This is a genomic window from Herbaspirillum sp. WTB6 (genome assembly GCF_057457785.1).
In genome coordinates this window covers 1519292-1531725 of record NZ_CP176522.1, presented here as the reverse complement: position 1 = coordinate 1531725, position 12434 = coordinate 1519292, and the positions used below count along the sequence as shown (strand labels likewise).

Annotated in this window: 9 protein-coding genes; 5 read left to right on the top strand and 4 right to left on the bottom strand. The window is 63.7% G+C overall.

Going from position 1 to position 12434, the window contains the following annotated elements; all coding sequences use genetic code 11:
- Positions 1 to 34 precede the first annotated feature (34 nt).
- The 5 genes from ACK2VC_RS07090 to ACK2VC_RS07070 all read left to right on the top strand — a co-directional run bounded on the left by ACK2VC_RS07090 (position 35) and on the right by ACK2VC_RS07070 (position 8735).
- On the top strand, positions 35 to 1300 hold the full coding sequence (locus tag ACK2VC_RS07090) for an FAD-dependent monooxygenase (protein WP_486732898.1): 1266 nt from the start codon (positions 35 to 37) through the stop codon (positions 1298 to 1300).
- Positions 1301 to 1308: 8 nt separating this feature from the next.
- Positions 1309 to 2031 (top strand): DsbC family protein, encoded by a 723-nt coding sequence (locus ACK2VC_RS07085; RefSeq protein WP_486732897.1) that lies wholly within the window; start codon positions 1309 to 1311, stop codon positions 2029 to 2031.
- A gap of 111 nt (positions 2032 to 2142) precedes the next feature.
- Positions 2143 to 3132, top strand: coding sequence for an acrylyl-CoA reductase (NADPH) (gene acuI, locus ACK2VC_RS07080; RefSeq protein ID WP_486732896.1), 990 nt, complete (start codon positions 2143 to 2145; stop codon positions 3130 to 3132).
- 267 nt (positions 3133 to 3399) lie between these two features.
- On the top strand, positions 3400 to 6894 hold the full coding sequence (locus ACK2VC_RS07075; protein WP_486732895.1) for a bifunctional diguanylate cyclase/phosphodiesterase: 3495 nt from the start codon (positions 3400 to 3402) through the stop codon (positions 6892 to 6894).
- A 35-nt stretch (positions 6895 to 6929) separates the two neighbouring features.
- Positions 6930 to 8735 (top strand): M61 family metallopeptidase, encoded by a 1806-nt coding sequence (locus ACK2VC_RS07070; RefSeq protein WP_486732894.1) that lies wholly within the window; start codon positions 6930 to 6932, stop codon positions 8733 to 8735.
- A 152-nt stretch (positions 8736 to 8887) separates the two neighbouring features.
- On the opposite strand, the gene trpC is transcribed toward ACK2VC_RS07070, so the two are convergent.
- The 4 genes from trpC to ltaE are packed head-to-tail and all read right to left on the bottom strand — an operon-like array spanning position 8888 to position 12430.
- Positions 8888 to 9697: an indole-3-glycerol phosphate synthase TrpC gene (trpC, locus tag ACK2VC_RS07065; protein ID WP_486732893.1), complete on the bottom strand. Its 810-nt coding sequence runs from the start codon at positions 9695 to 9697 to the stop codon at positions 8888 to 8890.
- Positions 9698 to 9707: 10 nt separating this feature from the next.
- Positions 9708 to 10745, bottom strand: a complete 1038-nt coding sequence (trpD, locus tag ACK2VC_RS07060) for an anthranilate phosphoribosyltransferase (RefSeq protein ID WP_486732892.1) — start codon at positions 10743 to 10745, stop codon at positions 9708 to 9710.
- A gap of 56 nt (positions 10746 to 10801) precedes the next feature.
- Complete coding sequence (locus ACK2VC_RS07055; protein WP_486732891.1) at positions 10802 to 11371, bottom strand: aminodeoxychorismate/anthranilate synthase component II; 570 nt, start codon at positions 11369 to 11371, stop codon at positions 10802 to 10804.
- Between the two features lie 9 nt (positions 11372 to 11380).
- A complete protein-coding gene (gene ltaE / locus ACK2VC_RS07050; protein ID WP_486732890.1) occupies positions 11381 to 12430 on the bottom strand; it encodes a low-specificity L-threonine aldolase in 1050 nt (349 codons plus the stop codon).
- Positions 12431 to 12434: the final 4 nt, after the last annotated feature.

Here is a 12434-nt window from a genome sequence, read left to right as displayed (position 1 = left end):
ACCAGGGCCCGGTTGCAATCGCTATAATGCTCGCATGAACGATTTTTCGACCATTCCAGGCACTCCACACGGCGTTTTGTCTGGCGCCGAGCGCTGCGATGTTTGCATCGTCGGCAACGGTGCCATTGGCAAGACGGCGGCGCTGGCACTGGCGCAGGCGGGCTTGCAGGTCACGCTGCTGGGGCAGCCGGCGGCGAGGGCGAGCGCACCGGCCGCGCCGGCGAATGACACGGCCTGGGACTTGCGGGTATATGCATTGAATCAGGTGGCGCAGTCCCTATTGTCTTCGCTCAAGGTATGGGAGGCGCTGGACGCCGCGCGGGTGACTGCGGTCGACGGCATGGTGGTGCATGGCGATGGCGCGGAGCATGCCGGGCGGATCGAATTCGATGCCTATAGCGCGCGGGTCGGCGCGCTGGCCTGGATCGTCGAGGATCGCAATCTGAACCAGGCCCTGGATAGTGCCCTGAAGTTCGCCTCGAATGTGCGCTTTGCAAGCGGTCGCGCCATGCAATTGCAAATCGAGCCGGATGTCGCCCTGCTGCGACTGGAAAACGGCGCGACGCTGCGCGCATCCTTGCTGCTGGGCGCCGACGGCGGCCAGTCCTGGGTACGCCACCAAATGGATATCGGCATCGATTACCGGTCTTACGGGCAGCGCGCGGTGGTTGCCAATTTTGCCTGCGAGCATGCCCATCACGGCATTGCCAGCCAGTGGTTTACCTCGGCCGACGGCATCATTGCCCTGTTGCCGCTGGCCGGGAACAACGTCTCGCTGGTGTGGTCGGCGCCGGACGCGCTGGCCGAAGTATTGCTGCGCGAACCCTTGTCGTGTCTGGCCGAGCGGCTAACGCAATTGCCACAGCAGCCGTTCGGTCGCTTGCAGCCGCTGCAGCCGGAAGCCACCAAGGCGTTTCCGCTGGCGCTACTGCGCGCCCACGCGATCACTGCGCCGCGTGTGGCGCTGGCGGGAGATGCCGCGCACGTGGTGCATCCGTTGGCCGGACATGGCATGAACTTGGGCTTTGCCGATATCGCGGCGCTAGTGGCGGCGATCGGTGCGCGCGGAGCGCAGCGCGACTGTGGCGATGCGCGCGTGCTGGCAAGCTACGCGCGTGCGCGCAAGGAGGACATTTTGCTGATGCAAATTGCCACCGATGGGCTGGAACGGCTGTTTGCGGCCGATTTCGAACCGCTGCGCGTGGTGCGCAATCTGGGATTGAACTTGGTCAATAAGTTGCCTGTCATAAAGCGTAGCCTGATGGCGCACGCTTTGGGTAAACAACAAAAACTGAATTGAAGGGCATCATGAAAAAAATCAAATGGGCAACGGCGGCGGTGCTGGCATGTGTGGCTTTCACGGCAGGAGCTGAAAGCGCGCAGGAAGCGGCCGTCAGAAAGCTGGTCGAGCCGCGACTGGGAGATGGCGCCAAGGTGCAGTCGGTGACCAAGACGCCGTACTCCGGGTTGTTTGAAGTGCGGGTCGGCAACGATATCGTCTATACCGATGCCAAGGCGCAATACTTGTTCGTCGGACGCGTACTTGATACCAAGACCTATCAGGACTACACCAAGGACCGGATCGACGAAATCAGCCGCATCAAGTTTTCCGAGTTGCCGCTCGAATCGGCGCTGAAAACCGTGAAGGGCAATGGCGCACGCAAGATCGCCGTGTTCGAGGACCCGAACTGCGGCTACTGCAAGCGTTTTCGCAATACGCTGCAGGACGTCGACAATGTGACGGTCTATACCTTCATGTACAACATCCTGTCGCCCGATTCGGCCGTCAAGTCGAAAAATGTCTGGTGCTCGGCTGACCGCGCCAAGGCCTGGGATGACTGGATGTTGAACGGCAAGCAGCCGACCACGGCGGCGGAAAGCTGCACCACGACCCCGAACGATAAGATCCTGGCGCTCGGCCAGCAAATGAAGATCACCGGCACGCCGACCATCTTCTTTACCGACGGTTCGCGCATTCCCGGCGCGATCGATGCCAAGGCACTGGAAGCCAAGCTGGCGTCGCTTAAGTAGTGTGGTTTTTGGTGTGGCGGCAGCGAATGCCGCCGCACCGCGCTCACCATGAAATAGGAAGCAACTTCCGCGCCGCACTATAATCGGCTCTCCTTTCACGGAGGCCCGACCATGTTCAATGCGATTCTGCTCAACCGCAACGGCGACGGCAGTACCGACGCCCAACTAACCCAGCTCGATGATGCGCAATTGCCGGCCGACGGCGATGTCACGGTGCGCGTTGATTATTCCACCATCAACTACAAGGACGCGCTGGCGCTGACCGGGCAATCGCCGGTGGTGCGCAAATGGCCGATGGTGCCCGGCATCGACGGTGCCGGCGAAGTGATCGCTTCCTCCGATCCGAACTGGAAAGTCGGCGACGCCTTCATCCTGAACGGCTGGGGCGTCGGCGAAACGCACTGGGGCTGCCTGGCGCAGCGCGCACGCTTGAAGGGCGACTGGCTGATCCCGCGGCCGGCGGCGATTTCAGCCCGGGATGCGATGGCGATCGGCACTGCCGGCTACACCGCAATGCTGTGCGCGCTGGCGCTGGAGCGTGAAGGCATCAACAAGGACAGCGGCGAGGTGCTGGTGACTGGCGCCTCGGGCGGGGTTGGCAGCATCGCGATTGCGATTCTGGCCGGCTGGGGCTGGCGCGTGGTGGCCTCGACCGGCAAGCTGGCGGAGGCGGATTATTTGCGCGCGCTGGGGGCGGCCGAGGTGATCGACCGGGCGGCGCTGTCGGTGCCGGGCAAACCGCTGCAAAAGGAGCGGTGGGCGGCGGTAGTCGATTCGGTCGGCTCGCACACGTTGGCCAATGCGCTGGCACAAACCCGCTATGGCGGGGTGGTGGCCGCCTGCGGCTTGGCGCAAGGGATGGATTTGCCTGCCTCGGTGGCGCCGTTCATCCTGCGCGCGGTACACCTGATCGGGATCGATAGCGTGATGGCGCCGCGCGCGCGCCGCATCGAGGCCTGGCGGCGCCTGGCCACCGATCTCGATCCGGCGAAGCTGGCATTGATCACGCGCGAGGTCGCGCTGCCACAGGTGCTGCAGCAGGCACCCGACATCCTGGCTGGCAAGCTGCGCGGGCGCATAGTGGTCAACCTGAATGCTTGATTTGCCGCCGGCAATGGCTTCCGAGAGGCGTTTTACAGCGATCTTGGAGGGTGGCTCCAGCCATGCCTGCGCCGGACGCGGTAGTCGATTCTGCACGAGCCGGGGCGGGATGATTTGTTGCGCTACCGCAAACTTGTAAAAGCTCCCTATCCAGCCGACGCATTGCTGTAATATCGTTGCTTTTCGCATCATTTCGCAGTGCCTGTAGAGACAGCATTCTGCATTCGGCGCAGGCGCCGCCAACGACGTTTTTTCGAAGGGTTTTATTTGAATCCGTTCACGGCATACAACGGGCGCGACTGGTCAAAGCTGATCGGCTTGGCCTTGCTCTATGCCGTGATGGCACAAATCAGCCTAAGCTTTGCCACTGTTCTCGGCACCCTTAGCCTGATCTGGATTCCGAGCGGGCTGGCGCTGGCGGCAATGCTGATCGGCGGGAAAAAATACGCATGGGCAATTTTTGTTGGCTCATGCGTGATTTTTTACGTCAGCATAGGGCAGCAATCGCTCCTCTTCTCGCTGCTGATGGGATTCGGCAATCTGCTGGAGGCATGGTTCGGCTTTTGGCTGTTGAGCCGCAAAGGGCGCTTCGACCGCGACATGTCGCGCGCCAGCGATTTTTTCCTGTTGCTGCGGGCCGCTCTGCTCAGCCCCGCGCCGTCGGCGCTGATCGGCGGCACCGTTCTGGCGGGCCTCGGCTCGCTGCCGTCGGAGTCGGTGCAATTGAGCGTGCTGTACTGGTGGATGGCCGACACCTTCAGCATCCTGCTGGTGACGCCGCTGATTCTGATCTGGCGCCACCGGCCGGACTATCCACTGCGCGGCCTCACCCTATTGGAACCGATGCTGCTGCTGGGACTGACGCTGCTGTTCGGACTGGTGATTTTTTTCGAATGGCTGCCCGGAGTGCGCGGGCCGCTGCTGAGCGCTTCCCTGATGTTTGTCTTCGTGCTGTGGAGCGCCATGCGCTTCGGGCGCCATATGACGCTGATCGTACTGTGCGTGACGCTGGCGCAAGCGATATTGAGCGTGGTGGCCGGCACCGGGTATTTTGCGAACGACCTGGAGCAAACCGGCCTGGCCAGCCTGTGGCTCTACTTCGTGACGCTGGTGGCAGCCGGCATGGCGCTGGCCAGCGCCGCCGACGAACGTAACGCCAGCAAGCGCGAGCTGGAATCAAGCAATGCGCGCTTCATTGCCTTCATGGACAATCTGCCGGGTATGGCCTACATCAAGGACGCGCGGCGGCGCTACATCTTCGCCAACAAGGCGTTCGAAAGCGAAGGCGCGCTGAAGCTCCCACCTGGCGCCTACCTCGGCCTGACCATGGAGGAGATCGATCCGTATCAGGTATCGCCAGAGGCGCTGGCGCAGGTGCAGGCCGACGACGAAGCAGTCCTGTCTCAACGGCAGGTGTTGTCGCGGGAACTGGCGGTCGGTCCCTTGTCGGGTCGAAATACCTTGCTGGCGCTGAAATTCCCGATCATCGAGAGCGATGGCAACGTGCTGGTGGGTGGCATTACGCTGGATATCTCGGAGCGCAAGCGTGCCGAGGCGCGCATCGCCCGGCTGACCCGGTTCTACAAAGCCTTGAGCGAAGTCAACCAAGGGATCGTGCGCCTGACCGAGGCGGCCGAGCTGTTTCCGCTGGTATGCCGCACCGCGGTCGTGTATGGCGGCGTCAAGATGGCCTGGATCGGCCAGGCCGATCAAGCAACTGGGCGTGTGGTGCCGGTTGCCAGCTACGGCAGCGAGCTCGATTACCTGGATGGCCTGGTGATTTCGGTGCGCGAAGACCTGCCGGAAGGCCGCGACCAGGTCAGCATCGCCTACCGGGAGAATCGCAGCTTCGTCGCCAACGATTTGCGCACCCGTGCCGACATCGAGCCGTGGCGCGAGCGGCTGGCGCGGCATGGCTTCCAGGCCTGTGCCTCGTTTCCGGTGCAGCGTGGCGGCCGGCCGTTTGCCGTCTTTACCGTCTATCACGAAGAGGCCGACACCTTCGACGCCGAAGCGGTAGCGTTACTGGAAGAAATGGCGAGCGACATCAGTTTCGCACTCGACAACTTCGACCGCGAGCAGCATTTCCGCGCCTTCTTCGAGCGTTCGATGGTCGGCATGGCGACCACCGGCGTCGACATGCGCTGGCTGGAAGTGAATGCGGCGCTGTGCGACATGCTCGGTTACACGCATGACGAACTGCTGCGGCTGACCTGGTCCGAGCTCACCCATCCCGACGACCTGGACCTTGATCTCTCGTATTTCGATCGGGTCCTGCGCGGCGAGATCGACGATTACGAACTCGACAAGCGATTCCTTCACAAGAGCGGCAAGGTGGTCCATACGCACGTCACGCCGCGCGCGCTGCGCCGGGAAGACGGCAGCGTGAATTATTTCGTGGTGGTGGTGCAGGACGTCACCGAGAAAAGGCAATCCGCGGAAACGATCTGGCGGCAGGCGAATTTCGACCCGCTCACCGGCCTGCCGAACCGTCGCATGTTCGCCGATCGACTCGAGCAGGAGATCAAGAAGCGGCATCAGAACCGGCAGCCGCTGGCGCTGATGCTGATCGACCTGGATCGCTTCAAGGAAGTCAACGACACCCTGGGCCATGCCAAGGGCGACGCGCTGCTGGTGCAAGCGGCGCGCCGCATCGGCGGCTGCTTGCGCGAATCGGATACGGTGGCACGTCTGGGCGGCGACGAGTTCATGATCATCCTGTCCGAATTGCCCGACGTGCAGCAGATCGAAACCCTGGCCAATGCCTTGCTGGAGCGACTGACCGAGGCGTTCCAGCTGGGGGCGGACGCCGTATACCTGTCGGCCAGCATCGGCATCACCCTGTATCCCGAGGATGCCAGAGACGCCGAGCAGCTGATCCGCAATGCCGACCAAGCCATGTACGCGGCCAAGGGTCTGGGACGCAACCGCTTCAGCTACTTCACCAGCGCCCTGCAGGATCTGGCGCAGACGCGGCAAAGGCTGAGCCATGATTTGCGTTCCGCGCTGGCCGAGCACAAGTTCGAACTGTATTTCCAGCCGATCGTCGATCTGGGCACCAATCGGATCGTCAAGGCCGAAGCGCTGTTGCGCTGGCATCATCCCCAGCGCGGCATGATCAATCCAGTCGAATTCGTGCCGCTGGCCGAGGAAACCGGGCTGATACTGAGCATCGGCAAGTGGGTGTTTCACGAGGCGGCCAACTGGGCGCAGCGCTGGGCCGAACGCTACGCGCCCGGCATCCAGATCAGCGTCAACACCTCGCCGATCGAATTCCTGGCCGACAGTTACAATCCGGACGCGTTGCTGGAGTATCTGCGTCTGCTCGGACTGCCTGGCAACAGCATTGCCATCGAGATTACCGAGGGGGTTCTGCTCAACGCCGAGCAGCGGGTGACCGATCACCTGCTGAAATTCCGCCGTGCCGGCCTGGACATTGCCATCGACGATTTCGGTACCGGCTATTCCTCGCTGGCCAGCCTGAAAAAGTTCGATATCGATTACCTGAAAATTGATCAGGCATTCGTCCGCAATCTGGCCACCGATCCCAACGACATGGCCTTGTCGGAGGCGATCATCGTGATGGCCCACAAGCTGGACCTGCGGGTAGTAGCCGAGGGGGTCGAAACCGAACAGCAGCGCGCGCTGCTGCTGGCGGCAGGTTGCGATTATGGCCAGGGCCACCTGTTTTCGCCGGCGGTGACGGCGCAGGAGTTTGACGCGCTCCTGGCCGCGCAGGCGGGCGGCACCAGCGCTGCTTGATGCCGGGCCTATCTTCCATTTTTTCTGGATGATGAATGAAGAACGCGATTCACTACGACTTGTTTTTGCACGACCCCGCAGCGCATCTATTCACGGTAAAAATGACGCTGGCAGCGCCGGCGCCGGAAGGCCAGCGGTTCCTGCTGCCGGCCTGGATTCCTGGCAGCTACATGGTGCGCGAATTCGCGCGCAACATCGTGCGCATCCGCGCCGAAGCCGGCGGCAAGGACGTCGCGCTGACCAAGCTCGACAAGCATAGCTGGCAAGCCGCACCGTGCGCCGGCACGCTGACCGTCCACTACGAAGTGTATGCCTGGGATCTGTCGGTGCGCACCGCGCACTTCGATCAAAATCATGCCTTCTTCAATGGCAGCAGCCTGTTCCTGCGCGCCGCCGGCCACGAGAATGTGCCGCACGTGGTGGAACTAAGGCGGCCGGCCGGCGCCCGCTACAAGAATTGGCGCGTGGCCACCGCGCTGCCGGAACTGGGCGCACGGCGCTATGGCTTCGGCAGCTATGCCGCCGCCGGCTACGACGAACTGATCGACCATCCGGTTGAAATCGGCGAGTTCGCGCTCGCCAGCTTCGAGGCGCACGGTGTGCCGCACGACCTCGTGATCAGCGGCCAGGTGCCGAACCTGGATATGGAACGCCTGTGCGCGGATCTGCAAAAGATTTGCGAGGTACAGATCGCGCTGTTCGAGCCGCACACACGGGCCGCGCCGATGGCGCGCTACGTGTTCCTGACGCTGGCGGTGGGCGACGGTTATGGTGGCCTCGAGCATCGCGCCTCGACCGCGCTGATCTGCGCGCGCGCCGATCTGCCGGTGCGCGGACAGTCGGAAATGAGCGATGGCTATCGCGGCTTTCTCGGCTTGTGCAGCCATGAATATTTCCATACCTGGAACGTCAAGCGCATCAAGCCGGCGGCGTTCGCGCCTTACGACCTGCAAGCCGAAAACTACACGCCCCTGCTGTGGCTGTTCGAAGGCTTCACCAGCTATTACGACGACCTGATGCTGGTGCGCAGCGGCGTGATCGACGAGGCGGCGTACCTGAAGCTGGTGGCGAAAACCGTCAACAGCGTGCTGCGCGGCAGCGGTCGCCACAAGCAGAGCGTGGCCGAATCCAGCTTCGACGCCTGGACCAAGTACTACCGGCAGGACGAAAACGCGCCGAACGCGATCGTCAGTTACTACACCAAGGGCTCGCTGGTGGCGCTGGCGCTGGACTTGACGATCCGTACCGGCAGCGGCGGCAAGAAATCGCTCGACGACGTGATGCGCATGCTGTGGCAGCGTTACGGCCGCGATTTTTACGCGCCGGACGGCAGCGGCGGGCGCGGCGTCACCGAAGCCGAATTGGCGGCGGTGTTCGACGCCGCCAGCGGCCTGAAGCTGGGGCGCACCATCAAGCGCTACGCCGAGGGCACCGAGGATCTGCCGCTGGCGCGCCTCTTGGCGCCGTTCGGCGTCAAGTGGGGCAATGCGCACGTCAACCACAAGCCGAGCCTGGGCGTGCGCACGGTGGTCGCCGGCGCCGACTGCAAGCTGGCCAACGTGTATGAAGACGGCGCCGCCCATCGCGCCGGGTTGTCGGCCGGCGATGTGCTGGTGGCAATCGACGGCTTGCGCGTCACCGCCAGCAACCTGGATTTGCTGTTGGGCCGCTACCGAATCGATGACAGCGTGACGCTGCACGCATTCCGGCGCGATGAATTGATGGCGTTTACCGCGCTGCTGACGGCGGACGCGGCGCCGCAAGTGACGCTGACGGCGCAGGCCAAGCCGGCGGCGCTGGTGAAGAAGCGCGCGGCGTGGCTGAAGCAAAGCCCGAGATAGCTGCCGGTGGCCGCGCAGCCGGCTGTGAAATCTCAGGTTTTATTGGAGTATATTTGCAAAATAACCATTTCATGGGCGAGATTGATTGCTTGCCCAGGGAGTATATGGTTTGTCGCCGCTAGCCAGATGTACGCAAATTCGGCAGCTGCGGTTCAGGCGTGCGGCGTGAACAGCCGCGCCAGCTCCGCCCCCGGCTGCGGCGCCCGCATGAAGGCTTCGCCCACCAAAAACGCATGGACGTCGGCATCGCGCATGCGCTGCACATCCTGGGGCGTCAGAATCCCGGATTCGGTCACCACCAGCTTGTCCGCCGGAATTCGCGGCAGCAGGTCGAGCGTGTTGGAGAGCGAGGTTTCGAAGGTGCGCAGGTTGCGGTTGTTGATGCCGAGCAGGGCGCTGTTCAAGCGCAGCGCCGCCTCCAGCTCGGCGCCGTCGTGCACCTCGACCAGCACGCTCATGCCCAGTTCATGCGCGCAGGCTTCCAGCTCCGCCATCAGGCCGGGATCGAGCGCGGCGACGATCAAGAGGATGCAATCGGCGCCCCAGGAACGGGCTTCGTACACCTGGTACAGGTCGACCATGAAGTCCTTGCGCAAGACCGGCAAAGCGCAGGCGGAGCGCGCCTTTTGCAGGTATTCCGGCGCGCCCTGGAAAAATTGGACGTCGGTCAGCACCGACAGGCAGGCGGCGCCATGCGCGGCGTAATCGGCGGCGATTGCGGCCGGATCGAAATCAGCGCGCAGCACGCCTTTCGACGGCGAGGCTTTCTTGATTTCGGCAATGACGCCGGCGTGCCCTTCGGCAATCCGCTTGCGTAACGCCACTTCGAAGCCGCGCAGCGCTTGCCGCGACTCGCGATCGGTTTCAACCTCGCGCCGCAGGCTGGGCAAGTCGCGATGTTTTTTAGCGGCGGCGACTTCTTCGGCCTTGACTGCCAGAATCTGTTGCAGGATGTCGGACATGGCGGCCCCCTTACGCGGCTGCGCCGAGTTGCTGCGACACGCGCACGAATTGATCAACCTTGGCGCGCGCGGCGCCGGAGGTGACGGTTTCGCGCGCACGGGTCAAACCGTCGGCAATCGAGGCGGCGGCGCCGGCCGCATACAGCGCGGTGGCCGCATTCAGCAGCACGATGTCGCGCACCGGACCGGGCGTGTCGTTCAGCGCTTCCAGCACTTTCTGCTTCGACTCGGCGGCGCCGGCAACCTTCAGGTTACGGGTTGCCATCATCTGCAGGCCGAAATCCTCTGGATGGATTTCATATTCGCGGATCTGGCCGTCGATCAGCTCACCAACCAGGGTGGCGGCGCCGAGCGAGACTTCATCCAGGTTGTCGCGGCCCCATACCACCAGCGCGCGCTGTGCGCCGAGGCGCTGCAGCACCCGCACCTGGATGCCGACCAGGTCGGGGTGGAACACGCCCATCAGGATGTGCGGCGCACCGGCCGGATTGGTCAAGGGCCCCAGGATGTTGAAGATCGTGCGCACGCCCAGTTCCTTGCGCACCGGAGCCGCATGTTTCATCGCCGCATGATGATTCGGCGCATACATGAAGCCGATGCCGCTTTGCGCGATCGATTGCGCCACCTGTTCCGGCGTCAGATTGATGTTGGCACCCAGCGCTTCCAGCACGTCGGCACTGCCCGAGGATGACGACACGCTGCGCCCGCCATGCTTGGCGACGCGCACGCCGGCGGCGGCGGCCACGAACATGCTGGCGGTCGAGATGTTGAAGGTGTGGGCGCCGTCGCCGCCGGTGCCGACGATGTCGAGCAAATTGCTGGTGTCGGCCATCGGCACCTTGGTTGCGAATTCGCGCATCACCTGGGCGGCGGCGGCGATTTCGCCGATGGTTTCCTTCTTCACGCGCAAGCCCATGGTCAAGGCCGCGATCATCACCGGCGACATTTCGCCGCTCATGATGCGGCGAAACAGCGACAGCATTTCGTCGTGGAAAATTTCGCGGTGTTCAATGCAGCGCAGTAGCGCTTCCTGCGGGGTAATCGACATGATGTTTCCTGGCTGGACGGGGATGAGGGAGTCGGGCGCTGGTTTATGGTGGGCAATCACGCTTGGCCCTGCATGAAATTTTTCAAGAGCGCATGGCCGTGTTCGGACAGGATCGCTTCCGGATGAAACTGCACCCCCTGCACATCGAACTGGCGATGGCGCACGCCCATGATTTCGCCGTCGTCGGTCCACGCGGTCACTTCCAGGCAGGCCGGCAGCGAGGCGCGTTCGATCGCCAGCGAGTGGTAGCGCGTAACCTTGAACGGACTCGGCAGCCCGTGAAACACGCCAACCCCGGTATGTGCGATCGCCGACACCTTGCCGTGCATGACCTCTTTCGCGCGCACGATATTGCCGCCGAAAGCCGCGCCGATGCTCTGGTGGCCGAGGCAGACGCCGAGGATCGGGATTTGGCCGGCGAAGCGCTGCAACAGCGGCACCGAGATCCCGGCTTCGTGCGGCGTGCAGGGGCCGGGCGAGATGCAGATGCGCGCCGGCTGCAGTTGCGCCACTTGTTCCAGCGTGATCTCGTCGTTGCGGAAGGTGCGCACCTCCTCGCCCAGTTCGCCGAAATACTGCACCAGGTTGTAGGTGAACGAATCGTAGTTGTCGATCATCAGCAGCATGATTTTTCCTTAGGCATAGCGGGCCGCGCCGGCCGCACTTTGCTGCGCGGCGGCAGGGTCGGCAAAAAAGGCCTGGCAGGTCGCGACCACCGTGGCGATATCGGCGGCGCTGACGTCCAGATGGGTGACGAAGCGGCTGACCGGCCCGATCTGGGTCAGGATGCCGTGGTCCTTCAGGTGCGCCTCCAGCGCCGCGCAGGTGGCGGCCGGCACCTTGACGAACAGCATGTTGGTGGCGATGCTGACGATCTCCAGCGGCGCGATTTTGGACAGGCCGGCCGCCAGCGCGGCGGCATGGGCGTGGTCTTCGGCCAGTCGCGCGAAGTTGTGCTCCAGCGCATACAGTCCGGCCGCCGCCAGCATGCCCGATTGGCGCATGCCACCGCCCAGCAGCTTGCGCCAGCGGCGCGCGCGGCCGACCAGTTCGGCACTGCCACACAAGACGGCGCCGGCCGGCGCCCCCAGTCCTTTCGACAGGCAGATCGACACCGTATCGAAACCGGCGCACGCCTGTTCCAGGCTGATGCCTTGCGCCACCGCGGCGTTGGCGACGCGCGCACCGTCCAGGTGTAGCGCCAAGCCCTTGCTGCGCGCCAGCGCTTGCGCTGCCTGCACATAAGCGGCCGGCAACACCTTGCCGCCGATGGTGTTTTCCAGCGCCAGCAGGCGGGTGCGCGCGAAGTGGTCGTCGAGCGGCTTGATCGCGGCTTCGATCTTGTCCAGCGGGATGCTGCCGTCGGCGGCGTTTTCCAGCGGCTGCGGCTGGATCGATCCCAGCACCGCGGCGCCACCGCCCTCGTACTTGTACGTGTGCGCCAGTTGGCCGACGATGTATTCATCGCCGCGCGCGCAGTGCGCCATCAGCGCCGCCAGGTTGCTTTGCGTGCCGCTCGGGAAGAACAGCGCGGCTTGCATGCCGGTGCGGGTCGCCATCACCGCCTGCAAATGGTTGACGGTCGGATCGTCGCCCCAGACGTCGTCGCCCAGTTCGGCGGCGACCATCGCCGCCTTCATCGCCGCGCTCGGGCGCGTGACGGTATCGCTGCGCAGATCAATCATGGCA

Excerpts from the sequence above, each read along its gene's own strand:
- trpD (WP_486732892.1), bottom strand. The coding sequence starts at position 10,745 with ATGTCGATTACCCCGCAGGAAGCGCTACTGCGCTGCATTGAACACCGC.
- acuI (WP_486732896.1), top strand. The coding sequence starts at position 2,143 with ATGTTCAATGCGATTCTGCTCAACCGCAACGGCGACGGCAGTACCGAC.
- ACK2VC_RS07070 (WP_486732894.1), top strand. The coding sequence starts at position 6,930 with ATGAAGAACGCGATTCACTACGACTTGTTTTTGCACGACCCCGCAGCG.
- ACK2VC_RS07055 (WP_486732891.1), bottom strand. The coding sequence starts at position 11,371 with ATGCTGCTGATGATCGACAACTACGATTCGTTCACCTACAACCTGGTG.
- ltaE (WP_486732890.1), bottom strand. The coding sequence starts at position 12,430 with ATGATTGATCTGCGCAGCGATACCGTCACGCGCCCGAGCGCGGCGATG.
- ACK2VC_RS07085 (WP_486732897.1), top strand. The coding sequence starts at position 1,309 with ATGAAAAAAATCAAATGGGCAACGGCGGCGGTGCTGGCATGTGTGGCT.
- ACK2VC_RS07090 (WP_486732898.1), top strand. The coding sequence starts at position 35 with ATGAACGATTTTTCGACCATTCCAGGCACTCCACACGGCGTTTTGTCT.
- trpC (WP_486732893.1), bottom strand. The coding sequence starts at position 9,697 with ATGTCCGACATCCTGCAACAGATTCTGGCAGTCAAGGCCGAAGAAGTC.